Here is a 25,168-nt window from a genome sequence, read left to right as displayed (position 1 = left end):
TATCTATATGAACAAGAACATGAACCACCCCACGAACGACATCATCAACGAGTTCACCGAGAAGTTTGGTGACAAAGAGGTCCGGATGACCTTCCGCACTGTCAAGGAGGGCATGGACAGCTACTTCGGCTTGATCGAAATGACCGCCGAGCTGGTGCGGCTCATCCGTGAGGAAGAGATGCTGCGCAAGCATCATCGCGCCTATCTCCATGTCCGGGAAGCAATCCTTGAAGGCTGCAATGAGCTGATGGCGTATATCAACGCCGAGCTGACCAAGTGCGGCGAAGAGCGGCATTTCCACTACATCCCCAAGTCCGAGTGCAGCAACGACTATCCCTTTGCGGAGGCAGAGGATGCTGATGACGATGAGGACGAGGAAACCGTCACCATCTTCAAGGGGCAGTACGAGGACATGATCGATGACCTTCTGACGATGGCAGAGCTGATCGACATGGTATCGGATATGCGCACCAAGGACATCCGCTTCATTCAGGAAATGGCAAAATTCATGCCCGCTTATGCGGAGTACGAAAAGAGCCGCCTTTCGCTTTACCGTGAGGCGGCAAAGGAAGCCGAGGCTATCTTTGACCGATGGGAAGATGAGATCGAAGATGATTACGAGCCGGAGGAATACTTCTCTGATTAAGTGTAACTGACAAATCTGAGGAAGGAGGAAACCGCTATACAGCTCGACACAATTTATACCGGTGATTGTCTCGAAGTCCTGAAGACGCTGCCCAATGAAAGCGTCCATTGCTGCGTCACATCCCCTCCGTATTACGCACTCCGCGATTACGGAATGGAGGAACAGATTGGCAGAGAGGCATCGCCCAAAGAATATATCGCGCGTCTGACCGAGGTTTTCACGGAAGTCAGGCGTGTTTTGCGTTCCGATGGAACGCTATGGCTCAACATCTCCGACACTTATGCCGGTAAAGGTCATCAGGGTGACTTCGTGGACCCGAAAAATCCCAACGGCAGAAATGGTCAGGCTGTGGCTCTCAACTACAAGGTTGAGGGCTGCAAGCCGAAGGACATGATCGGCATTCCGTGGATGCTGGCATTTGCTCTCCGTGACTCCGGCTGGTATCTACGAAACGACATCATCTGGATGAAGGAAAACCCCATGCCGGAAAGCGTCAAAGACCGCTGCGCCCGTTGCTATGAGCATATTTTTCTCTTCTCCAAGTCAAGGAGATACCACTTTGACCACAAAGCAATCTCCGAACCGATTGCTCCTGCAACGGCAGAACGGCTCAAGCGCGGCATGAAGGGCGGCAATAAGTTCGGCAAGGCGATTCCCGGACAGTCTCAGGTGCAGACCATCAACCGTCCACGGGAGCGCGGCGAAGTCACGGATGCGATGATCAATCCGCTCCGAAACAAGCGAGATGTCTGGATTATCAACACCGTCCCCTTCAAGGGCGGTCACTACGCTGCCTATCCTCCGAAGCTGGTGGAAACCTGTCTTCTTGCAGGATGTCCCGAAGGCGGCATTGTTCTCGACCCGTTTATGGGAAGCGGGACAACCGGCATGGTTGCAAAGCAGCTCAATCGGCATTATGTCGGCATTGAGTTGAATCCTGCGTTCACCGAGCTTGCCTATGCGCGGATTGGAGGTGAAATCTGATGCCACGCGAAGAGTACAAGCCCAAAGACAAGGTTGTCATGAGAATGACGCGGGAGGGTGCTGTCGAAGAAAACCTCACGGAAGGCACCTCCGAGAAAATCTCACAAAGGCCCGAAGACGCCCAGCTCGTAAAACCGCTTGAAACTGCTGCGGCAAAAGCTCCGGAAGAGGAAGTCAAGCGCAGACAGCCAAGACCGGAAGAATTTGAGCCGGATGCAGAGAAAGTCCCCACCGAGCAAATCCAGCCGGAGTACAAGCCCGGAGAGCTGCCCGTACATGGCACAGCTTCTCCCATTCCGTCTGTCGTGGATATTCAGCGCTCGTCCCATGTCAATGTCGGGCGTGTAGTTGCTGATACCGTAGTTTCAAGCAAAATCCGAAAAACGGATGCTGTCAGGAATGTAGACGGTGAAGTTGTCCTGAAGCAAGCGGCAAAAACGGCTGCGGATCAGCCTGTGCCCGACGAAGGGATTCCTGCCACAAGGAAAATCCAACGGCTTGAAAAGAAGTCCGAGAAGGCGCATGAGCGTCTGGATGCCGCCCGTGAGAAGCTGCCCACAAAGAAGGTCCTCAAGAAGGAGCGTGTCTTCGATGAGGAAAAGGGCAAGCCGAAGACACGCCTTCATTTTGAGGACGAGATCAAGCAGCCCAAGGGACAGAGCAAATTGTCTTTTGAAACAGAGAAAACCGTCCGCAAGGTCGGTGATACGCTGGCATCCGGCATTCATGGAAAAATCCATGAGGTCGAACAGGAAAACTCAGGTGTAGAAGCGGCACACCGGACAGAGATCGTTGCGGAGGCTGCTGCCCGTCATTACAGCCATCACCGTCAAAGTCAGGCAAACAAGCCCTTTGAGAAGGTTTCCAAGCTGGAACATGAGGCGCAAGCTGCTGATACAAAGCTCCATTACGAGAAAACCCAGCAGGAGCATCCTGAGATGAAGAAGCAGCGTCCCAATATGAACAAACACTATCAAAAGCAAGCCATCAAGAAGGAATACGCCGCAGCTCGAAAGTCCGGCTCTCAGACGGCAGCAGCAGCTACACAGAAAACCGGAAAGAAGACCGGCGAAAAGGCAGCGGATAAGGTCAAGGAGTTCTTTGCCAAAAACAAGAAGGTCTTCCTCTGGCTCGGTGTCGGGATTATGGTTCTCATCCTGTTTGCCGCCGGTATCAGCTCTTGTACGGCAATGTTTTCGTCCACCGGTTCTGCGATTATTGCATCCTCTTATCTCAGCGAAGACGAGGCAATGCTTGACGCCGAGGCAAGGTATTGTGAGATGGAAGCAGAGCTGCAACGAAAGCTCGATAACTACGAAGCCACACACAGCTACGACGAGTATCACTTTGATCTGGACGACATTGAGCATGATCCCTATGTGCTGATTTCCATTTTGTCCGCGCTGCATGAGGGGGAGTTCACCTTATCCGAGGTACAGGGGACGCTGGATATGCTTTTTGAAAAGCAGTACATCCTCACCGAAGAGGTCATCCGCGAAACCCGTTACCGCACAGAAACCCGTACCGGCACGAGGACGGTTACAGATCCGGACACCGGAGAATCCCATATCGAAACCTACACATATACGGTGCGCGTTCCCTACGACTATTACATCTGCAATGTGAAGCTGGAAAACTTCAATCTGTCCCATGTTCCGGTCTACATCATGTCGCAGGATGAGCTTTCCATGTATGCCACCTATATGTCTGTGGTCGGCAACCGTGAGGATCTGTTCCCGGATTCCGGTTATGTAGACAAGTACATCACAAACCCTCCCGCCGACTATACGGTCAATCCCGACTATCTGACGGATGAAACCTTTGCGACGCTTATTGCGGAAGCCGAGAAATACCTGAATTATCCCTATGTGTGGGGCGGCAGCAATCCGAGTACATCCTTTGACTGCTCCGGCTTTGTTTCCTATGTCCTGACAAATTCAGGGCTGGTCAACACCGGAAGACTTGGTGCGCAGGGGCTTTACAATGTCTGCACGCCCGTATCAAAGGCGAACGCAAAGCCTGGTGATCTGATCTTTTTTGTCGGCACCTACGATACGCCCGGCGTGTCTCATGTGGGCATTTATGTGGGCGATAATGTGATGCTGCACTGCGGCGATCCCGTCCAATACACCTCAATCAGCTCTTCCTATTGGCAGTCTCATTTCTATGCCTTTGGAAGACCCGACTATTAAACGAAAGGAGCTTCCCTATGAATCCCAAGTATCAGAAGGTCTGCGCTGACATTGCAAAGACTGAAAAGAAGGTGGAAGACCTTCAGGCGCAGCTCAAGGAGCTGTATGACAAGAAAACTGAGCTGGAAAACCTTGAGATCATCAACACTGTCCGCGCTATGGTGATGGACAAGGATCAGATTATGGCTTTCCTCTCCAACATGAAGGGCAGCAAGCCCGAAATCGACGAATATACGGAGGTATCTGAGCATGAGTAAGAAAAAAGGATTGCGACTTCTGACGGCATTTGCGCTCTGTTTGATGCTGGTATGCAGCTTTTCCGTTACGGCGTTTGCCTATGCGGATGACACCGAACAGAATCTCCCCGTAACCGAGGCAACGCAGCCGGAGGATATGCCCGACAGCACAGAACCGGAAAAGGACGAGCCTGTTCTGCCCGAAGGTGAGCCGATTGACGAGGAAGGCAATGCCTATACCCGCGATTTGCTTTATGACAAGGCAACCAACAAGCAGTTCATTACCGTTCAAACTAAGAGCGGCAATACCTTCTACATTGTCATCGACTACGATGCGCCCATCAACGAGGAAGAGGAACAGTATCAGACCTACTTCCTGAACATGGTGGACGAAGCCGATCTGCTTGCTCTGATGGATGACGCTGCTGTGGAAGCTCTGACAACCTGTGTTTGTGAAAACCATTGCGAAGCCGGTGCGGTAAATACATCCTGCCCGGTCTGCAAAAATAACATGAGCGAATGCGCCGGTGCAACACCTGAACCGGAAGCTCCCGCAGAGGATGCTCCTACCGTGACTCCCGTGGAGGAACCGGAAAAGAACAGCAACATGGGCATGATTATCGGCGTAATTGCCATTGTCGGCATTGGCGGTGCGGCTTATTACTACTTCAAGTTCATTCGCGGCAAAAAGCAGAAGGATGAAGACCTGGACTTCTACGACGATGAGGGCTACGAGGAAGAACCTTATATCAATGAGGATGCCGAGCCTGATATTGCTGCCGATGAGGAAACGGAGGATGAAGACATTTGATTTTAGTCATCGCTGAAAAGCCGAGTGTAGCCCAGTCTATTGCGAAGGTGTTGGGCGCAGTCTCTCGCAAGGACGGCTATCTCGAAGGAAACAACTACATCGTCTCATGGTGTGTCGGTCATCTCGTGGGGCTTGCGGATGCAAGCTCCTACGATGAACGCTATGCCAAGTGGAGATACGATGATCTGCCCATCGTGCCGGAGGAATGGCTTTTTGAAGTTCCGAAGGATAAAGCGCAGCAGTTCAAGGTGCTGCGTGATCTCATGAGGGACAAGCGCGTCACCGAGCTTGTCTGTGCCACTGATGCAGGACGCGAGGGTGAGCTGATTTTCCGTCTTGTCTACAACAAAGCCGGATGCAAGAAGCCGTTCAAGCGTCTCTGGATCAGCTCTCTTGAGGATGCTGCCATCCGCGAGGGCTTCCGTCATCTGCATGACAGCAGCGAGTATGACCGGCTCTATGAAGCTGCTCTCAGCCGTTCAAAGGCAGACTGGATTGTCGGTATCAACGGAACGAGGCTGTTCAGTACACTATACAATCGGAAGCTGGTGGTTGGGCGCGTTCAGACCCCTACACTGGCAATGCTTGTAGAGCGCGACGGGAAAATCTCCACTTTCAAGAAGGAGAAATACTTTAATATCCATGTGTCGAGCGGCAGTCTGACCGCCGATATGGAGAAAATCAAAACCGAAGATGAGGCAAAGACTATTGCGGCGGCTTGTGATAAAAAACAAGCCGTCGTTTCTTCTGTCCGCAAGGAAACGAAGACGGTCAATCCTCCCAAGCTCTACGATCTGACCACCTTACAGCGTGAAGCAAACCGCTATTACGGCTTCACGGCACAGCAGACGCTTGATCTTGTGCAGTCCCTCTACGAAAAGAAGCTCCTGACCTATCCCCGTACCGACAGCCAATTCATCACAGATGATATGGGAGGCACAGCCCGTTCGGTTATCGACATTATTTGCCGAAAGCTGCCTGTTTTCGACGGCATCTGGCTTGATCCCAACATCGAGAGAATCACCAACAATGCGAAGGTCACTGACCACCATGCCATTCTCCCTACCGTCCAGCTTGAGAAGCAGGACATCTACGAGCTGCCGCAGTCTGAGCAAAAGATTCTGAGCCTTGTGGGGATGCGTTTGCTGGCTGCTACCGGTGAGAAGCACATCTACGATGAAACGCAGATTACGCTCTCCTGCGAAGGCTACGAGTTCAAGAGCAAGGGCAAGACGGTTGTTCAGGAAGGCTGGAAGACTGTGGAGCAGCGTTTCAAAGCAGCTCTCATAACAAAGGACAAGGAAGAACCTGAGAATATGCTTCCTGCGGTCAGTGAGAATGATATCCTCAGCACGGTCTTTTCCAGCGTCACCGAGCATTACACAACGCCTCCGAAGCAGTACACCGAGGATACCTTACTGTCCGCTATGGAGACTGCCGGAAATGAAGCGTTCGATGACGATACCGAAAAGAAAGGGCTTGGTACTCCCGCCACTCGTGCCGGTATCATTGAAAAGCTGGTGAAATCCGGTTTCATCGAGCGCAAGGGCAAATCCCTCGTACCTACGAAGGACGGCAACAATCTCATCTGCGTCCTGCCTGAGCAGATCACTTCACCCACGATGACTGCTGAATGGGAAAACACCCTGATGGAGATTGAGCGCGGCAATGCGGATGCGGACACTTTCCTCAAGGGTATCGTTCAGATGACCGGTGATCTCGTGAAAACCTACCCCTTTCTCTCGGATGCCGAGGCAAATCGCTTTGAATCCGGGAAAGAGGTCATCGGCAAATGCCCTCGCTGCGGATCTCCGGTCTATGTCGGCAAGGGCAACTATTACTGTTCCGGCAAGGGATGTTCCTTCTGTATGTGGGAGGACAATAAGTTCTTTGCCTCAAAGAAAAAGAAGCTGACGAAGAAGATTGCAAAGGAGCTGCTTGACAAGGGCTGGTGTCGAGTGACCGGGCTTTATACCCCGAAAAAGCCTCAGCTCTACGACGCAATCATCAAGCTGGATGATACCGGCGGCAAATATATCAGCTTCAAGATGGAGTTTGAAAAATAAGGAGGTCTGAAATGGCTGAAAACAAGAATGCCCAGCAAGTCCGTGAAATCACAGATAAGCTGGAACAGGGCATCAAGGAACTCTTTGAATCCGAGCGTTTCAAGGAATACCTTCGCACGATGTCCAAGTTTTACAATTACTCGTTCAACAACACACTTCTCATTGCCATGCAGAAACCGGATGCTACCCTTATTGCCGGATATACCTCGTGGCAGCGCAATTTTGCCCGTCATGTCCTGAAAGGCGAGAAAGGAATCAAAATCCTTGCTCCCGCACCCTATAAGGCAACAATGGAGATGGAGAAGATAGATCCGCAGACACAGAAGCCCATTCTGGACGCAGACGGCAAGCCCGTCACGGAGACGGTTGAAGTGATGCGTCCCGCCTTCAAGGTGGTCAGCGTTTTTGATGTTTCTCAGACCGATGGCAAAGAGCTTCCTGATATTGTTGTGGATGAGCTGACCGGCAGCGTAGAGAACTACGCTGCCTTTTTTGAAGCTCTCACACAAATATCTCCCGTCCCCATTGCTTTTGAAGATATTTCCGGTGGTGCGAAGGGCTACTACCATCTGGAAGACCGCCGCATTGCCATTCAGAAAGGCATGAGTGAAATCCAGACAATCAAAACGGCGATTCACGAGATTGCTCACGCAAAGCTCCATGCGATCAATCCCGATGAGAAGGCTGCACCCGAAGACCGGAAGGACAGGCACACAAAGGAAGTGGAAGCCGAAAGTGTTGCTTATACTGTTTGCCAGAGATATGGCATTGAAACCTCGGATTACTCCTTCGGCTACATTGCCGGTTGGTCATCCGATAAGGAAACCAAGGAGTTAAAAGGCTCTTTGGAAACGATCCGAAGCACTGCGGCTGAGATGATCGAAAGCATTGACGGCAAGCTCAAGGTGCTGCTTGCAGAGAAAGCGCAGGAGCAGACCGTAGAGGTAGAAGTCGAAGCAAAGCCGGTGTATCACGATGTTCCCGTCTATCGGGAGACCGCAAACTACGCTTATGAAGCCGGTGAGCTGGATGCCTACCGCACCTCCCGTGACGCGAATATGGCTTGCAAGGAGGCAATTGAAGCTGCGATCAGCGAGAACTATGTCGATTACAGGCTCTCCACAAGAGTTGCCGTTGAGACAGTGCTTGAGCAGTTTCCCGAAGAGCGCGTTCAGTATGTATTGGCAAATACGGTGCAGCACAATCTTCACGACGGGCGGTATCACGCAGAAAACAAGGATTGGGCAGAAACGATTTCCGTCTGCGAGGAAAACAGCGATGCCTTTATTGTCAGTCAGGTGCATCCGGGCTTAGTCAATCTCTTTATCAACCAATTCAAGGATTTGCTGCCGGATAAATCTCAGGAGCAGATTGAAGCTGGCACCACACCGACTCTCGAAAAGAATGCTGCCTCAAAACCACGGCTTACTCCCGACGAAAGGAAGATCAGAGATGCCGTCATGGACACACTCAAGGCTCGAATCGCCTATTCCAACGACGGGATGATGTCAACTGTAAAAGTCTCCGCGCAGTCTCAAAAAATCATGGCTCAACACAAAATCAAGATCGACGGCAACACGGTTATACAGAACGGTGAGCCGATGTTTGCCATTCATCGCCGGTATTCTTCAAGGAAAACGCAGGGCTGCTACCGGGAGCTGACGCCTACTCTTGAGTATATCAAGCAGGAAAAAGCGCAGGAAGCAAAACCGGAAAAGCCGTCTATCCGGGAACAGCTCAAGTCTGCTGCCAAAGCCCAGCCGGAACGCAAAGCTCCGGTCAAGGAAAAAAAGCATGATATGGGATTGGAGTGATGCCTATGAAATATGAAAATATTGATCTGATCAGTGCAATGCGGCAAATCATGGAGCTTCACACAAAGCATTACAAGGAAGACTTTGAACTGGATGCAAAGCTGCTTCGTGATATGGCGGCATCGGAAAGTGCCGAGGACAAGCACTTGCTCTGGATGTCCCGCCCCAATGGGACACACATTCTGAGAGAACGGGAGGTCTATATCGAAGACACCTATGAAAACAAAACATGGGAGTTCTATCGTGATCAGACAAGTGACCCCATTCTCGCTTATGCGGTTGAAATCACGGAAGTCAAGGATGGAATAATTCACGGAAACCTCATTGAGCTTGATTATGCCGCTCATGTGGATCGTATGAAGCAGCTAACCGTTTCTGTGGACAAGGTTGCAGTCACCTTTGAGGATCAAAACACCTATTATCTCCCGTTTTCGTCCTACCGCCGTGATGCAGCAGCTATGCAGAAGGATCACGGCAATTTGAAATCTGTTGCCTTTCTCCCCGAAGGCGAACGAGAGCTGCAAATGATCCTGAGCCGGGAGCGTTTCAAAACAAGCTATCATGCAAAAAGCGGAGATATAGACGAGCATATTCATCAACTTGCCGTACAGCATGGCAAGAAAGCAGAAATGCTTGCTCCGCTTCCGGTTGCAGAGCTGCGGAAATATGTAGCAATTAAACAGAAGCATCCCGACGCGATGGTTTGCTTTGCACAGAACGGTTACTTTGAGCTTTACGGTGAAGATGCCAGAAAAGCAGCCCCGCTTCTCGGAGCAAAACTGCTTGAGAAAAAGGTACACGGGAAGCCAAACATTCCCGTCACCGGTTTCCGCGAAGCTGAGTGGGTAGCCGGTTCTCACAAACTATGGAAAACGGGCGAGGATGTCCTTCTCATCAAGAGCGGAGAAATCTTCAAGGAACTCAAGGGCGCGGATTATATTCCCATAGGCGCAACTCTCATGGTAGACAGCACGAAGTGCAAAATTGATGCCGTTGACTATGCGGCGGATGAAGTCCGTCTCATCAATCTTTCCGATGGAACGAACGCAGTTCCATTCACAGAAAGCATAGCCTATGTGCGCAGCTTCGTAGAGGATGCCGGGATTACTATTTACGATACGATTCCGAAGAAGGCTTCCGAGCGCATTTCCATCCGAGACAAGCTGAAAACGACGCAAAAAGAGCAGCCTAAATCAAAGGACAGACCGCAAAAAATTAAGGGAAAGGATATGGAATTATGATTTTCACCGTGGAAGAAACCAATTTGATGTGCTGCTTCGACACTTCCAGCCGCAGCAAGCTCATCTCTGAAATGAAAAAGCTGCCCAGCAAGGAGCTGGACAGCGGCATTGCCGAGCTGATTTGCAAGACAGTTCGGAAACTCGAAAATATCACGGATGCCGAGTTCGATGCGCAGTATATCGCGCCGGACAGCATGATGGATGATTGAAAGGAGTATGCCTATGCCCGTTTTAGATGGAAACTTTGAAGCATTTGTTACGAACCTCGGTAAGTACAACGAAGGTGTACTTGTCGGTGAATGGGTGAAGTTCCCGACTACCGAAGAGGAAATGCAGAAGGTCTTTGAGCGTATCGGGATCGGCTCAAAGGATGAGTTCGGTCAGGTTTATGAGGAATGGTTTATCACCGACTACGAATGCCCGGTACACGGTGTTTATGATATGCTCGGTGAGTATGAAAGCCTCGATAAGCTCAATTATCTCGCGTCCCGTATCGACGAGATGGACAAATGGGAGCAGGAAAAGTTCGTTGCCATCGTAGAGAGCGGCTGCGATGAGGTCAATGACATCGACGATCTTATCAACCTGACCTACAATCTGGACTGCTACGACTTTATCCCCGATATTCACGACGAATCGGATCTCGGCTACTACTATGCTCACGATGCCGGTATTTACTCCGAAAAGGAACTCGGACCTCTTGCCAACTACATTGACTATGAGCGTTTCGGACGCGACATTGCAATGGATGAGAGCGGCAAATTCACCGACGAAGGCTACATCCGCAATACCGGAGACGGCTGGAATCACTACTTTGACGGAACACGGGAGGATATTCCCGATGAGTACCGGATTACCGGTTCCGGAGAAGAGCAGGATCATGACAGTACCATAACCGTTCTGATTGTTGAGCCGGGAAAAGAGCCGTATGCAAAGGAGATTGACTCCGGTCTTGAGTCCTTGCAGCATGAGGTTGGCGGCTACATTGAAGCGGTCTATCCCTTTGAAGAGCCGGTTGCTATTGTATGCAACGAGGAAGCAAAGCTCGAAGGACTTCCGCTGAACCGCGCTCTCCGGGATGATGACGGAGACATCTATGACATCGTTGCCGGAACCTTTATGGTTAGCGGGCTGACGGAGGACAGCTTCGGCTCTCTTTCTCCGGAACTGATGCAGAAGTTTACCGATCACTTCAAAACGCCTGAGCAGTTCGCAAAGCTCGGAGACAGGATTGTTGCTATTCCCATGATTTCCGAAGAGCAGCAGGAGCATCAGGCAGCGGAACAGAAGGATTTTGAGGTCAACGCAGACACCTCTGGTCTGGCAGTGTCCGGTCATATCGGGACTTGGCACGCGATTGATCACAAGGAGGTTGACGGTCATACCTTCTGGCTCATGGAGCATGACACCTATGGTGATGAAGCTGCTTGCATTATCGTCGATAACTACGGCAAGCTGGCGATCTCCGATGTCTATGACGGCTTTGACGAGCATACCGTTGATCTGCTTCGTCAGGAGGTCATGCCAGTTGATCGGATGCCGGATGACAGCATCTCTGTTGACGAGATGAAGGAGTATGGTTATTCGTGGGGTGGTATGCTGCCGATGAGAGAGGAAGCTGCGGCAAAGGTTATGCAGTCCTGCACCGTCTATCGTCTTTACGGCGATAACACGGAGGGCATGGTCATGGATGCCAGCGAACTCAAGGCACACGCAGCTCAGGGCGGTATTTTCGGCGTTGAAAAGGTTGAGTGGATTGCCGCTCTGGAACGGGAAAATCCGCTGAAAGCTGCTGAGATGTCTATGGAGGATGACTACGGCATGATTGATGGGATTATCAACAACGGTCCTAAGGAGGACAAGTCCGCTGAGAAATGTGAAAAGTCCTCCATCATGGACAGGCTCAAAGCATCGAAGTCCGAGCCTACAAGGGACAAACCCGTGCCGCACAAGGAGCGCAAGGGGGATCTGGAATTATGAGCCGCAGCCAGAAATGGAAGGATGAGTGGGCATTCTTCTTAGACACAGATGGAAGGCGAAAATATAATGACCAGTGCCGCCGCTGCATCCATGATTGCAAGCAGAGCTTCCGCACCGAAGTTGTAGCCTGTCCCCGTTATTTCTCGAAGCGGTCTGAGGACGCGGTTTACTGTCAGGATAAAGGTCGAAAATGACGGATTTTCCGCTCTCAGAGCCGCGCGAAGAAGCAGCACTATTGTTTTCCCATGTGGCAGTCTTTCCTCGTTACTGCGCGAATAAGTGTCGATTTCAGGCACTAAGTTGAATCCCCAATAAAGCATGAAGAGCCTCAGTCGATGCCCGTTGTGGGTGTCGGCTGAGGCTCTTTTTTGCTTTTCGGAAAAAATATTATCAAAACTATATCGTTAATCCATATATACGATATTAGCGTTTCTGTATATGTATGTCGTTAATCCATATAATTATGGTGAGCATTATAGAAGGGCATGGTATCAGACATGATTGATCCCCGAATAGGAAAGCGCATAAAGCAATGCCGGGAGCGTTTAGGACTTACACAGGAGCAGTTCGCAGAGAAAACCGGACTCACAACCAACTACATTTCCACCGTAGAAAGAGGTGCGTCCTTTCCTCGTTGTGAGAAGCTGATCCTGATAATGAATGCTCTTGAAGTTTCGGCAGATGCTATTTTCTGTGATGTGCTTACCCATACAACAAGCTATCAGGCAACAGCTCTGTCAAAAGAACTTGCTGCATTATCGCCGGAAGCCCAGAAGCGTATTTTGCAAATGGTTGAGCTGATGGTCAAACAGGAAAAAGAAAACGACAAATGATTGTCTTCCGAAGGCTGCGCAAATTTTTTGCGCAGTTTTTCTTTATTTCACATCTTTCGACACATTTCTTCTTTTTTTATGTGCTATACTATGTATTAGAACCATAGTTCAATTCTTTAATACATATACAGAGGTACTTTCAATGAAAAATAAGATATGCGCATTTACCGGTCACAGACCGCAAAGCCTTCCTTTTGGCTTCAATGAAGCTGATGAGCGGTGCATTACTCTGAAAGGAAAGCTCAGAGAAGAGATTACCAAGCTCATCGAAAAAGAGGGCGTGTCACACTTTATCACCGGCATGGCACTCGGCGTGGATATGTATGCTGCGGAAATTGTACTCGATTTGAAGACAACTTATCCTGGCATTACTCTTGAGAGTGCTATCCCATGTGAAACTCAAGCAGTGAATTGGACAGTGCAGCAGAGAGAACGCTATTTTGACATAGCAAGCAAGTGCGACAAAGAAACGCTCATCCAAAACCATTACACAGCGGATTGTATGCAAAAGCGCAATCGTTATATGGTGGATCAGGCAGACTATATTATCGCCGTATGGGATGGCAGACCGAGCGGAACCGGTAATACCGTGAAATATGCCAAAAAGCAAGGAAAGCCCATCATCGCTATCAATCCCAAGACACTTTTAGTTGAAAACTTATAATCACATGAAAAGCCTCATCCAACACCGTTGCGGCGGTGCTGGATGAGGTTCTTTTTTTATAAGAGATCGTTCAGAAGATTCATGCACTTCACCTTTTGTTGGAGATTTGCGCTGCCGTAGACATTCAAAGTGAAGGAAACATTCTTATGCCCAAGAATTTCAGAGAGCGATTTAATATCAAACTCTGGTATCTCGATTGCCCTTACTGCGAATGTGTGCCGGATTTCATGGAATTTGACCTTTTGCAGCCCGTTTCGCTTGAGAAAACGGGTGAAGAACTGGCGGTATGTTCGTGGCTCTGTCGGCTTTGTTTTACCGGTCAAGAAATAATGATTCGGATTGTCCGTGTAGAACTTCTTGATGATGTTCATGAGCAGAGACGGAACAGGTATTGTCCTCGCAGATGTCTTAGTTTTCGGCGGGCCGATATGGAGATAGGACTCGCCTTTCTTTTTGTCGTAAATACGCTGGACAGTCTTGTTGATGCTGATTGTCTTATCAGCAAGAGAGATGTCCTTCATCTGCAAACCGCAGAGTTCACCGATTCGTACACCGGTAAACAGCGCAATCAGGATGCCAGCAGTCTTTCGGTTCAAGTCCATATATATGCACTGAATCAGGGCTTGCTCCTGATCCTTCGACAAGGAGACTACTTTCTTGACCCCAAGCTCTTTTGGGTACTCAATTAAATCCCAGTTGAGCAAGGGTATCGCCCGTTCTTTGTACGCATACTCCATCGCAAGCCTGAGTACGAGAATGACATCTCTGATTGTCTTTACAGTCAGACCGCCTGAGTTGTCCAACCTTCCGGCATTGTAGAGATACGATATGTAGCTCTGAATGTCCGCTTCGGTGATGCTGCCGATCTTACGCTTGCCGAAGTACGGAATAAGATGATTTTCGGCAATCAGCGTAAAACTGGCATGGGTTGACGGCGTGATCATTGGCTTCTTGTGATTTAGCCAAGTGTTCAGCAGCGTCTTGAATTGTGTATTGTTAGTCATATTGACCACCTCCACGAACATTATCAGGTGGAGGAATGAAATAGGCTTTATCATCCTCAAGTAACGGTCTCGAAAAGCGTCCGAAACTCCGGTTTCCGGGCTTTGACGAGCCGTGGCAGTCAACATTGCTATCCTCTGTGTTTGCTAAGAACACGAAGAAAAACACGGATGGGCAGATCACTAATGTTATCTGTAATTCTGCAAAACAAGGATTGATACCACAACGCGAGTATTTTGACAAAGACATCGCAAACAGCGACAACACCAGCGGATATTACATCATCGAAGAAAACGACTTCGTGTATAATCCCCGAAAATCCTCAGATGCCCCTTACGGTCCTATCAGCAGCTACAAATATCCTGATGCCGGTATTGTATCTCCGCTTTATCTTTGCTTTAGAGCCAAAGGAGCGATCAATCCCTCTTTCTATGAGTGGTATTTTCGTTCATCGGCTTGGCACAGATATGTCTATATGTCCGGCGATAGTGGAGCGAGGCATGACAGAGTTAGTATAAAGGACGATGTGTTCTTCGCTATGCCAATCAGTATTCCCTCAGCTCGTGAGCAAGAGCATATTGCCTCTTTTCTTGATATGATTGACCAGCGTATCGACAAACAACGCGCTTTGGTCGATAACCTCAAGAAGTATAAAAGAGGTGTCATGAGAGCCATTTTCAGAGAGAAGGCTATTCTTTTTTCTGAGACAACCAAGTGGAAGTCAATTCGCTTGGGGGACGAGTGTACCTTCTTTTCAGGAGGCACACCGAAATCAACGGACAGCAGCTTTTATGGTGGCAACATTCCATTTATTCGTTCCGGAGAGATACACGGGGAGAAAACAGAACTCTTTTTGTCCGATGATGGCTTGAAATATTCGTCTGCAAAGATGGTTTCCAAAGGTGATCTAATTGTTGCATTATACGGTGCAACAAGCGGCGAAGTCGATATTTCAAAGATAGAGGGCGCAATAAATCAAGCAATTTTATGTATTCGCCCAACATGGATAAACAGAGTTTTTCTGAAATACCTTCTTGAAGACAGCAAGGACGATATTCTGAACACCTATCTACAAGGCGGTCAAGGAAATCTATCCGCAGAGATAATTAAAAATCTTGTTTTTGATATTCCCGATGAACGCTCACAGTTAGCGGTTGTTGGATTCCTCGACATATTTGAGCAGCATATCAATAGTTCAATCGAATTGTTGGAGAGACTCACTGTGCTTCGCTCTGGCTTGATGCAACAGCTTTTTATATGAAAAGCTGTTGCATCAGTGCGGCACGAAGATCAAGCAGCGTATGCAAAGCAGTTTCTTCACAAGACACTCTTTGATCAAAAGCATTCAGCATTCCACAGATCTTTCGTTGCTCTCTCATATCCGGGACAACTATATTAAAATCTGATATTTGCTGGAAGTTTAGACCTTCACGACTGCCTCCGTTCTGACAGTCCATAACTTGTTGTTGAATACGATCCGACAAAATCTGCTGCAAAAGGAACTCAGGGAGCAATCTTTCTTTACCTTCTTGCGAAAGTCGCAATATGCACACATGCTGATTGACATTTGCGCGTTCATCAAGCGAGTAAATACAGCTTCGACCTATTGACGCACCGGTTATATTCAACAGAACATCGCCGCACCGGACTTCCGATGAAAGCATTGAATTATTTGTTTCTTCGTCAATATAAGATACATCGTTTAGATCAAGAGTACCCCATAGTACATTTTGGCTGCGGAGAAACATTACTCCGTGATCGACATATACTGATGAGCCGCCCCGTGGTGTTTTGCCGCTACCTATTTTGGAGCAGCACGGACCTAATTTACACTTATCCCATTTGCTATGAGTATTCCACTCATCAGTCATAAAATATGAACGAAGCAATCCTCTTTTATACTTCTTGAGGGCAGTGATAAGTTTTCGTTGATGCTCTATTCGCCTATTCAAACACTCTAAAAAAGATGCTATTTTGTCTTGCTCATCACAGCATGGTAAATCAAGCTTTACAGCTTTCAAAGCCTCAAATGAAAGAACCACTTGGCTTGTACCGACTGCGAGGACAGCCAGCCTTTTCTTTGCGCGTGGTGATGAGTTTAGAAACTCGGACATGAAGAGACTGTTTGCGTTCACGAAACGGAAAACGGGATAGAACTTGCTGACAATCGCTTTTGAGCTGATTGTGTTGATATTGAAAGCAAATCTCCCATCGTCACTTCTATTTCGGTATGTGCAGTAACCAAGAGGAATAATGTTATATCCATCAGTGTCATGCCGCTGCTTTGAGCCAAAATGATCTTCTTGCCGTTGGAGACCTTCGCGAGAAGAAGTTAGAATATCATACTCATGTTCTCCAAATACCTTTTCCGAATAAGGCTCTATAATAGAACTCAGAGAAGTTCTACTCCAATCGGGGAAACTTGATCCATCTGCATTTCTAAATGTTAATCTCGGACGCTTTTCGAGACCGTTACTTGAGGTTTATTTCAAGGGCAATTTTTCGCATGATCTAAAAGTAAAATCCCTTGCAGTAGCAGAGATTTTCCGCTATTGCAAGGGATTTCGTCTGTCATATAGCTATTTCTGTCTGCTTGATCAGAAGTATAAAAGAGGACTGTTGCGAGAGATTTTTGCTAAATTAAACGAGAGTTGTGATAAGCGAACTCTCAAGGATATTTCCGTGTTGTTTGCTGATGGCGATTGGATTGAATCTAAGGATCAGGCAGTAGATGGAATCCGTCTTATTCAAACCGGAAATGTAGGCTTCGGAGTGTATTTAGATAAACCTCAAAATGCTAAATACATTTCTGAGACTACATTCCATCGTCTCAACTGTTTGGAAGTATGTGATGGTGATATTCTCGTTTCCAGATTGCCTGAGCCAGCCGGAAGAGCGTGCCTTTTACCCCAAAGCGCTGAAAGAAGGATTACAGCAGTCGATTGTACCGTCATCAGAACGGACGAATCCGTAATAGATAGGAATTACCTTCTCCAATTCCTATGCTCTGACCAATACCTAAAAACAGTTAATTCCTTTCTTGCCGGTGGAACACGCCAAAGGATCAGTCGCAAAAACCTTGAAGGGATAGGAGTTCCTTATCCTTCCATTGACCAACAGAAATATTACGGGAGTTTTTTGGGCAAGGTTGATGCTCGTATCTCCAATGCGGAACATTGGTTAAACTGCTTGAGTAAATTGCGTTGCTATATGTTACAGCAGCTCTTTATATAAAAAGTTGCTGCATCAATCCTCTTCTGGCGCTCATAAGGTTATCAAGTGTTTTCTCTGCATTTGCCAGCTTGAGATCAATGGCTTGAAGGTATTCCGCAATTTGAGTTTGTTCAACCAGCGTCGGATAGGGAATCCTGATATTCCAAAATGTGTCCATGTTGATTGATTTTCCATCCCTTATTCCTTCAACTGCCATCCTGAGCTTATTACTAATAAACCAATACGATCTAAAATAGGCGTAATAGAACATCGGGGATATTTCTTTACTTGCTCTCAGGATAGTATATGCTGGACTAACTATGCCTTCGCTGTTAGCAATTTCAAGTCCTCCTTCAAAGGAGCGAAGATGAAGTATGAAATCGTTCTCAATGACACGCTTATATGTATTTGTGTTGGTTTTATCATAAGAAATGCGTCTGTCTACGCTGTCACGAGGAAGAGTTCCCGTACCCTGAACGATAGTTAATACAGTAAGATCACCATGCCCTTTGTCACTGATTGGCGAAAACAGGTCGGCTATTCTTATTTCTTCCCAATTATCGCTCGCGCGGAATTTGATTTTCCGAGACAACAGACCATCAACAGCACCTCTTTTATACTTCTTGAGGTTATCTACGAGAGACTGCTGCGCTTCGATACGACGCTCCAAAGCAATGATAAAATCGGCAATCTTTCTTTGCTCATCAGTGTTTTCAGGCAGATAGTGTTTCGTTTCAAAGAACTCATCGGTAGGAACATTCAAAAGACCATGATTTCTTGCTCCTTCGGCAGAAATCATATATATTTCCCGATACCATTTCAGGGAATCAAAATATGCCTTGATGAAGTCGCTATCATGTTTTTTGAGGGTAAAGCAGATATAAAGTGTCGATAAAGCCCCCATTGGGTAGCGATCCAGACGCTTGATAGAGCCGAAGTCATAACCTACGGAATAACTCTTGTTGTATGCAAACTCCCCGTTTTTGAGCAGATAGTAGCCGCTCATATCTTTACTGGCAACCGTCTTATTGAAGTAGCTCACCTGATCAACAAGACCGTCTTTTGACGAAATCGTTAAGGGGAGATTAGTTTCATTTTTGCTGTTCTTTCGTGTCACGCGGTCTGCAAAGTCAGATAGCTTCTCGGCTTTCCACGGCTCGTCAAAGCCCGGAAACCGGAGTTTCGGACGCTTTTCGAGACCGTTACTTGAGGATACATTTGCCATAATTATTTGCCCTCCACATCAAACGGGAAATCCAGTCCCAGCTCATCAAAGAAAGGTTTCAGTTCAGCATCAATATCCTTGATCTCAGCTTGCAGCTTGCGGATCTCGGCGGCAACTTCATTCAGGTCAATTTCTTCTTCCGGCTCAAAGGTGTCCACATAACGGGGGATGTTAAGGTTAAATCCGTTTTCCTCAATTTCCTGCATGGTTGCAACATGGGCATACTTGTCCACATCCTCACGCCGCTCGTATGTCTCGACAATCTTATCAATGTCGCATTCTCTGAGGATGTTCTGATTTTTGCCAGCCTCAAAATCATTGGAAGCGTCGATGAAGAGAATATTGTCAGAGTTGCCGTTGCGTTCTCTCTTGAGTACGAGAACACAAACAGGAATGCCGGTGCCAAAGAAAAGGTTAGCAGGAAGTCCGATGACGGCATCCAGAACATTCAATTTCTGAATGAGATGTTTACGAATCGTTTCCTCAGCCGCTCCACGGAACAGAACACCGTGCGGCAGTAGAACAACAGCGCGTCCGTCCTCATCCATGTGATATACCATGTGCTGAACGAATGCGAAGTCAGCTTTGCTCTTCGGCGCAAGTTTTCCGTATTCATTGAAACGCTCATCTTCCATGAAGCGCATATCGGCAGACCAATTTGCAGAGTACGGAGGATTAGCAACCTGAACGCGGAACTTCTTGTCACCGAAGTAATCATGTTCCAAGGTGTCCCCGTTGTAGATGTTGAAGTTGCGGTAAGGGATTCCACGCAGAATCATGTTCATTCGGGCAAGGTTGTATGTGGTGGAGGTCAATTCCTGACCGTAGTAGTTGCGGACATTGGCGTAATTCTTGAGCCGAAGCAGCAAGGAACCGGAACCACAAGTCGGATCCGCTGCATCCTTGACATCTGTTAGTCCAAGGCAAGCCAGACGGCAGAGCAGTTCAGCAGGACCCGAAGGCGTGTAGAACTCACCGGCTTTCTTACCGGCAGTTGCGGCAAACTGACCGATCAAATACTCATAGGCATTGCCGAGAACATCAATCTTAGTGTCTTCAACGCCAAAGTTGATCTCATCCAGCGAAGCAATAATTTTTGCCATAACTGCGCTACGATCTTTAACGGTGTGTCCGAGCTTCGTGGAGTCAAGCTGCATATCAGAAAACAGACCGTCAAAGTCTTCCTGAGAATCGTTGCCGATGGTAGACTCCATCAGAGCGTTGATCGCTTTTTGCAGGAACTCAATATCGAAGGAACGGTTTTCAACCATCTTGACCATCTTACGGAACAGATATTGAGGCTCGATGATATAGCCGAGATCGCGGAGTGCTTCTTCGATAACAGCGGCTTTGTATTCCTCGTCTGCCCATGCTTCTTCGTAGCTGATACCGTCATCCTTCAAAAGATTGACCATGTATTTCTCAGTTCTGTCGGAGAGGTAGTAGTAGAAGATCATGCCCAAGATATAGTTCTTGAACTCGTATGCTTCCATATTTCCTCTCAGGGCATTTGCCATTGCCCACAATTTGTTGCATAGCTCTTTCTGATGAGCCTGAATCGAATTATCCATCTCTCTGTCTCCTTATTGGTATTTCTCTGTGTGCTGCCGGATGAAGTCAACAATACGATTGACCAGTGAACGCTTTTTCAAAAGCGGCATCGGTTTTTCTATGCGATCTCGGATGTTACCGGCATCCATCGTGCCGGAGAACTCATACTCCGAAATAATGTCAGTCAGCATAGACGAGTCAATGTCCTCAGCCGTCGCAAATGCAATGATTTCCTCGCGCTTTGCTTCATTCTCAAAGTCATTATAGGCTGCATCAATTTCATCGGCACTTTCCAGCCCGACAACGACACGATCCAAGAAGGCTTGCAGAATCTCAACCTTGCGAAGCAACTGCGGGTTATCCGTTCTGCCCAGCTCTTCCTTGATGTGCTTGATGTCATAGTCCTTCTGCTTTGCATCATCAAAGTGGATGTTGCGGATGAGGTTCATGATGTAGGCAACATTGATTCTGTCGCTCTCCATCAGCTCAATGCAGAAGTCAACATCATTGAGAACTGAAACGACTTCACGATCCGTCTTTTGCCTTGCGTACAGCATCAGGTACTTGCTCTTGTAGTCCTGGTATTCCTGCTCAGACATGATAAGAGCATCCTGATCAAAGCTGAACTCAATAAAAGTTTGCAGCGATTGAAGATACTTCGTCAGCTCACGGAAAGTGATGACAAAGCGTTTCTGATCATCCTCGCTCTGCATGGTATCGACAGACTCAGGGAACAATGCAATTTCCTTGAGCTTCATCACCATCTCGTTGAACTTCTCCACAAAATACTGATAGCCCGGAACAACGATACCAGAGGTATCATGACTCTTCGAGAAGAGCGTCAGAGCATCGTCCGTTCTCTTCTTGAGGTTGCGGTAGCAGATAATAATGCCAAAGGGCTTTGTTTCTTTTTCAACACGGTTTGTGCGGGAGTAGGCTTGCAGCAAATCGTGGTACTTCAAATCCTTATCCACATAGAGGACGGAGAGCTGCTTGCTGTCAAAGCCGGTGAGGAACATATTGACAACAATCAGAATATCCAAGGATTTTGTTTTCTTACCCTTTACGCGGTCAGAAATATCCTTGTGGTACGCAGAGAAGGTATCAGTTGAGAAGTTCGTCCCGTACATCTCGTTGTAGTCAGCGATAATTCTCTCAAGCGAGTCACGGCTATGCTCGTCCTTGCCCTCTGCATCTTCATTCTGACCATAGGAGAAGATGCCGGTGATGTTCAGGTCGTGTTTAATCTTCTTGAAGATGTCGTAGTATTTCACGAGAGCTTCAATCGAAGAAACGGCAAAGATGGCGGTGTACTGCCCGTTTCTTGTCTTAGCCTTGTGATTCTGGACGATGTGGTTTGCAATCAGGGACATTCTCTCTTCGGAGAGGTAGAGTTCTCCAACATCAATGGCATCTGCAAGGGTGGGATCATCCCAATCAAAATCTCCCTCCATTGTCTTGATGTATTCGATATGGAAGCCAAGAACATTGTTGTCAAAAATGGCGTCCTTGATCAGATAGTTATGTACGCACTCGCCGAAGAGCATTTCGGTTGTCTGCGTGATCTTACCCTCAGTTTTTCCGTTCACTTCAAAGCGCGGCGTTCCGGTAAAGCCAAAGAACTGTGCTTTCTGGAAATGACGGACAATATCCTTGTGCATATCACCAAACTGGCTACGGTGGCACTCGTCGATGATAAAGACAACCTTTTCATCCTTGTATGCGTCCATGATTTTTGCATACTGAGGACGCTTGACCGCATTCGCCATTTTCTGCATGGTAGTAACGATGAGCTGCCGGTTTTTGTCCTGCATCTGCTTCACAAGAACATCGGTGCGATCCGTAGCATCCACGGAACCAGCTTCAAATTTGTTGAACTCTTCGGTAGTCTGAGAGTCCAAGTCCTTGCGGTCAACGAGGAAAATAACCTTCTTGATGTTCGGATTAGCAGCGAGGATCTGCGCAGTTTTGAACGATGTCAGCGTCTTACCAGCTCCGGTCGTGTGCCATACATAAGCATTCCTGTTGGTCAGGGTTGCTTGACGCACAAGAGCCTCAACAGCATATACCTGATAAGGACGCATAACCATCAGCAGCTTGTCCGTGTCATTCAAGATTGTATAGCGCGTCAGCATCTTAATGATGTGATCACGGGCAAGGAAGGAAATAGAAAAATCCTTCAAGTTGGTAATGCGGACATTATTGAAGTCTGTCCAGAAAAATGCAAGGCTGTAAAGCATATCCCTGTCGGAGTTCGCAAAGTATTTTGTATCAACACCATTTGAGACAACGAAAATCTGGATGAAATGGTACAGCCCATTATAAGAGTGCTTTTTGTATCTCATCACCTGATTGACCGCCTCGCGTATATCAATGCCGCGACGCTTTAACTCAACCTGAATCAAAGGCAATCCATTTACGAGCAGCGTCACATCATAGCGATTGACATACTTGCCAACAACGGTTGTTTGGTTTGTGACCTGAAAGATATTCTTTGTGTGATCAGTATCAAAGAACGAAAGATAAACCTTCGTTCCATCCTCCCGCTCTAATACAAACTTATCGCGGAGGATTTTGGCGCTCTGGAAAACGGACTTTCCGAGCATGAGGTTAAAGATACGCTCCCATTCCTTGTCAGTAAGAGGCGTATCAAGTTTTGCAGCATTGAAGGCTTCAAACTGAACTTTGAAGTTTGCCACTAAAGCATCGTAGTCCGGTATTGAAACCGTGCTGTAACCCTGTTTGTTTAATTGCTCTATGAATTGCTGCTCAAGAGCAGCTTCACTTTGGTATGCCATATCTTCATCTCCAATACTTGAGGATATTTTTTGGGGGTATTCCAGATGGCTATTTTAATTACGCATTTGCTTTTCTTTTGAACTCAAGGATGACATCGCCTACATCGCTGATTCGCATTTGCATGGTCTTTATATACTGAGCCATAAACTGTTTCTTTTCTGCATCGCTCATCTCTATACGGGTAGACCGAAGAGCTTCTGCAAACATTTCATTTACATTCAGCCGGACAGCACTATCAATATATCGGTACATCTCCTTGAAAAGTGCGCCCAGCTTAATATCCTCTGTATTGCCAGAGTAAAAATCATCTATGTAGCAGTAGAAGATTCCCGCATTAACAAGGGCATTTTTCAAATCTGGTCCGCAGTTTTCATGTTCAATCATGACAAGAAAACGGGCATCCGGCAAAGAGGAAATCAGTCCCCAATAGTCAGAATCGCTGGACACGATGATAAAGGAGTCCACATTGTTTCTGTAATGTTCCTGACAGGCTCTTGCCGTCAATTTTATATCGACGAGGGATTTATTTGACTTTACACGCTCAATCATCATGTGTTCGACGGGTATCTTCGTGAAGTTTTCCAAGATACTCCATGCGGATGCGGTATGCACATCGTCAAACAGAATGATCGTCGCAATTTTCTTCGTATACTGATAATCAAGGTTCTTCAGCGTGGCACACAGTTTATACGGATCTGAGTTCTCACAGTCCACAACCACCACGACTTTTTCACTGCTTTCGATGAACTCATAAATGCTGCCTTTTATATAGCTTCCGGCATCAGAAACCTTGCTGTACTCCGAGAAGTAATCATTGTGCCATTGATAGAGAAGCGAAACAAACTTCTTGTCGTTGTAAAGAATGTTCCCTTCCTCTTGTGGAATCCAGTTGATATACATTTGGTACGGATAGAGTGACAGGTTTGCATAATAAACATCCGCTGCGGTTTTCGTTCCATCTTCTTTCAAGCCGTCAGGCATAATGAAAAGTTCTTTAATGTAATCCCAGTTGATCCAGAGCGGAAAGAGTCTCTTGCAATTATTGATACGATCTGAAATCAATCTGTTTAGCTCAATAATATGATGGCACAGCTTTGTACTTGATTTCTTTATGAAGTTGACTCCATCCGTGTTTAACTGATTCAGACTTTCTGCTGGGATATATTCCGGCATGGACAATATGGTGCGGTATTCCATCCGCATTTTCTCATTGATATTCTTGAAGTTGCGCTCTATGGATGTCCGAATTATGCAAAGATGTCGGATAATCCTTGCGGTCTTATCTTGCTCAAGACGCGCGTATATTTCCATTTTCGGTGCCTCATGCTCGTTTTCAAAGATGCGTAGAGGAACACCGATAAGATAGGCTACCTTTGATACAATTTCGTATGTGCTATCTTTGTATGTAGCCTTTTCTTCGTCAGAGAAGTCAGCGGAGATCATATCCTTGCTGTCTCTTTCAGGTATCGCCGTGTAATGATGATCCATGAAACTCTCCCTTCGGTGTGTCGTGGTTTTTACTCAACTCGGACAGCTTCACATATATCGCCAATGTCACAATTCAGGTATTCACATATTCTCAGCAATACAGAAAGTGCAACATCCTCACCCTTGTTTAGCTTGCTCATTGTACCGGCTGCAAGACCTAAATCTCTTTTCAAAGTTACTTTAGTGATGTCCCTTTGAATAAGCAGCACCCATAGTTTTTTGTAGCTAATCTTCATGAAAGCACCTCTTTCAATCAAATCCTCGCGTGAATAGGTATATCTAAATCATATTATAGCAGAATAGGTCGATATTTTCAATCTATCCATCCAAGGATTAACAAAAAAGATGCAACTTCTTGGAGTAATTCGTTTACCCATAGTGTAACTGCTAAATATGGACTGCCTGAGAAGGCAGTCCATACGC

The 25,168-nt window shown here is 47.3% G+C and carries 20 protein-coding genes and 1 pseudogene; 14 read left to right on the top strand and 7 right to left on the bottom strand.

Annotated features, from left to right (window positions below; all coding sequences use genetic code 11):
• The first annotated feature begins 7 nt into the window (after nt 1-7).
• The 12 genes and pseudogenes from BMZ81_RS05610 to BMZ81_RS05550 all read left to right on the top strand — a co-directional run bounded on the left by BMZ81_RS05610 (nt 8) and on the right by BMZ81_RS05550 (nt 13,467).
• A complete protein-coding gene (locus BMZ81_RS05610) occupies nt 8-646 on the top strand; it encodes a nitrogen fixation protein (protein ID WP_091129639.1) in 639 nt (212 codons plus the stop codon).
• 153 nt (nt 647-799) lie between these two features.
• Nucleotides 800-1,630 carry a DNA-methyltransferase gene (locus BMZ81_RS05605; protein WP_242942577.1) on the top strand — a complete coding sequence of 277 codons (831 nt, stop codon included), beginning with the start codon at nt 800-802 and terminating at the stop codon, nt 1,628-1,630.
• Entirely contained in the window at nt 1,630-3,822 is a 2,193-nt protein-coding gene (locus BMZ81_RS05600) for a C40 family peptidase (protein WP_091129634.1), read from the top strand. The genes BMZ81_RS05605 and BMZ81_RS05600 overlap by 1 nt, the downstream gene beginning before the upstream one ends.
• Nucleotides 3,823-3,839: 17 nt before the next feature.
• On the top strand, nt 3,840-4,079 hold the full coding sequence (locus tag BMZ81_RS05595) for a DUF4315 family protein (RefSeq protein WP_091129632.1): 240 nt from the start codon (nt 3,840-3,842) through the stop codon (nt 4,077-4,079).
• Nucleotides 4,072-4,869 (top strand): DUF4366 domain-containing protein, encoded by a 798-nt coding sequence (locus tag BMZ81_RS05590; protein ID WP_091129629.1) that lies wholly within the window; start codon nt 4,072-4,074, stop codon nt 4,867-4,869. The genes BMZ81_RS05595 and BMZ81_RS05590 overlap by 8 nt, the downstream gene beginning before the upstream one ends.
• Nucleotides 4,866-6,935 carry a DNA topoisomerase 3 gene (locus BMZ81_RS05585; RefSeq protein ID WP_091129626.1) on the top strand — a complete coding sequence of 690 codons (2,070 nt, stop codon included), beginning with the start codon at nt 4,866-4,868 and terminating at the stop codon, nt 6,933-6,935. Before BMZ81_RS05590 ends, BMZ81_RS05585 begins: the two co-directional genes overlap by 4 nt.
• A 29-nt stretch (nt 6,936-6,964) precedes the next feature.
• Nucleotides 6,965-8,749, top strand: a pseudogene (locus tag BMZ81_RS05580) (DUF3849 domain-containing protein); the annotation flags it as partial.
• A gap of 5 nt (nt 8,750-8,754) precedes the next feature.
• Nucleotides 8,755-9,990: a MutS N-terminal domain-containing protein gene (locus BMZ81_RS05575; RefSeq protein WP_091129621.1), complete on the top strand. Its 1,236-nt coding sequence runs from the start codon at nt 8,755-8,757 to the stop codon at nt 9,988-9,990.
• Nucleotides 9,987-10,199: a transposon-transfer assisting family protein gene (locus tag BMZ81_RS05570; RefSeq protein WP_242942576.1), complete on the top strand. Its 213-nt coding sequence runs from the start codon at nt 9,987-9,989 to the stop codon at nt 10,197-10,199. Before BMZ81_RS05575 ends, BMZ81_RS05570 begins: the two co-directional genes overlap by 4 nt.
• A 13-nt stretch (nt 10,200-10,212) precedes the next feature.
• Nucleotides 10,213-11,970 carry an antirestriction protein ArdA gene (locus BMZ81_RS05565; RefSeq protein ID WP_242942575.1) on the top strand — a complete coding sequence of 586 codons (1,758 nt, stop codon included), beginning with the start codon at nt 10,213-10,215 and terminating at the stop codon, nt 11,968-11,970.
• A 497-nt stretch (nt 11,971-12,467) separates the two neighbouring features.
• Complete coding sequence (locus BMZ81_RS05555; protein ID WP_091129612.1) at nt 12,468-12,803, top strand: helix-turn-helix domain-containing protein; 336 nt, start codon at nt 12,468-12,470, stop codon at nt 12,801-12,803.
• Nucleotides 12,804-12,945: 142 nt separating this feature from the next.
• A complete protein-coding gene (locus BMZ81_RS05550) occupies nt 12,946-13,467 on the top strand; it encodes an SLOG family protein (RefSeq protein ID WP_091129608.1) in 522 nt (173 codons plus the stop codon).
• 56 nt (nt 13,468-13,523) lie between these two features.
• Here BMZ81_RS05550 and BMZ81_RS05545 read toward each other — a convergent pair whose 3' ends face one another.
• Nucleotides 13,524-14,471, bottom strand: a complete 948-nt coding sequence (locus BMZ81_RS05545) for a tyrosine-type recombinase/integrase (RefSeq protein WP_091129832.1) — start codon at nt 14,469-14,471, stop codon at nt 13,524-13,526.
• A 137-nt stretch (nt 14,472-14,608) separates the two neighbouring features.
• Here BMZ81_RS05545 and BMZ81_RS05540 point away from each other — a divergent pair, with 137 nt between their 5' ends.
• The gene (locus BMZ81_RS05540) at nt 14,609-15,730 is read left to right on the top strand and encodes a restriction endonuclease subunit S (RefSeq protein WP_242942574.1); all 1,122 of its coding nucleotides are present in this window, start codon (nt 14,609-14,611) and stop codon (nt 15,728-15,730) included.
• Here the strand turns inward: BMZ81_RS05540 and BMZ81_RS05535 are convergent.
• A complete protein-coding gene (locus BMZ81_RS05535) occupies nt 15,723-16,808 on the bottom strand; it encodes a restriction endonuclease subunit S (protein ID WP_278308872.1) in 1,086 nt (361 codons plus the stop codon). The two genes, BMZ81_RS05540 and BMZ81_RS05535, sit on opposite strands and share 8 nt — an antisense overlap.
• Before the next feature lie 280 nt (nt 16,809-17,088).
• On the opposite strand from BMZ81_RS05535, the gene BMZ81_RS05530 reads away from it, so the two are divergent.
• Nucleotides 17,089-17,703 carry a restriction endonuclease subunit S gene (locus tag BMZ81_RS05530; RefSeq protein ID WP_177187212.1) on the top strand — a complete coding sequence of 205 codons (615 nt, stop codon included), beginning with the start codon at nt 17,089-17,091 and terminating at the stop codon, nt 17,701-17,703.
• Here the strand turns inward: BMZ81_RS05530 and BMZ81_RS05525 are convergent.
• The 5 genes from BMZ81_RS05525 to BMZ81_RS05505 form a co-directional block, all read right to left on the bottom strand.
• Nucleotides 17,696-18,907 (bottom strand): restriction endonuclease subunit S, encoded by a 1,212-nt coding sequence (locus BMZ81_RS05525; protein ID WP_091129602.1) that lies wholly within the window; start codon nt 18,905-18,907, stop codon nt 17,696-17,698. The genes BMZ81_RS05530 and BMZ81_RS05525 overlap by 8 nt on opposite strands.
• Before the next feature lie 2 nt (nt 18,908-18,909).
• Nucleotides 18,910-20,478 carry a type I restriction-modification system subunit M gene (locus tag BMZ81_RS05520; protein ID WP_091129600.1) on the bottom strand — a complete coding sequence of 523 codons (1,569 nt, stop codon included), beginning with the start codon at nt 20,476-20,478 and terminating at the stop codon, nt 18,910-18,912.
• Between the two features lie 12 nt (nt 20,479-20,490).
• Nucleotides 20,491-23,256 carry a type I restriction endonuclease subunit R gene (locus BMZ81_RS05515; RefSeq protein ID WP_091129598.1) on the bottom strand — a complete coding sequence of 922 codons (2,766 nt, stop codon included), beginning with the start codon at nt 23,254-23,256 and terminating at the stop codon, nt 20,491-20,493.
• Between the two features lie 58 nt (nt 23,257-23,314).
• On the bottom strand, nt 23,315-24,700 hold the full coding sequence (locus BMZ81_RS05510) for an NYN domain-containing protein (protein WP_091129596.1): 1,386 nt from the start codon (nt 24,698-24,700) through the stop codon (nt 23,315-23,317).
• Nucleotides 24,701-24,774: 74 nt separating this feature from the next.
• Nucleotides 24,775-24,981 carry a helix-turn-helix domain-containing protein gene (locus tag BMZ81_RS05505; RefSeq protein WP_091129594.1) on the bottom strand — a complete coding sequence of 69 codons (207 nt, stop codon included), beginning with the start codon at nt 24,979-24,981 and terminating at the stop codon, nt 24,775-24,777.
• Between the last annotated feature and the right edge of the window lie 187 nt (nt 24,982-25,168).

It is taken from the genome of Oscillibacter sp. PC13, assembly GCF_900115635.1.
Classification (GTDB): Bacteria; Bacillota; Clostridia; order Oscillospirales; family Oscillospiraceae; genus Oscillibacter.
Note: the sequence above shows the minus strand (reverse complement) of the source record. Positions and strands in the feature narration are given on the sequence as shown.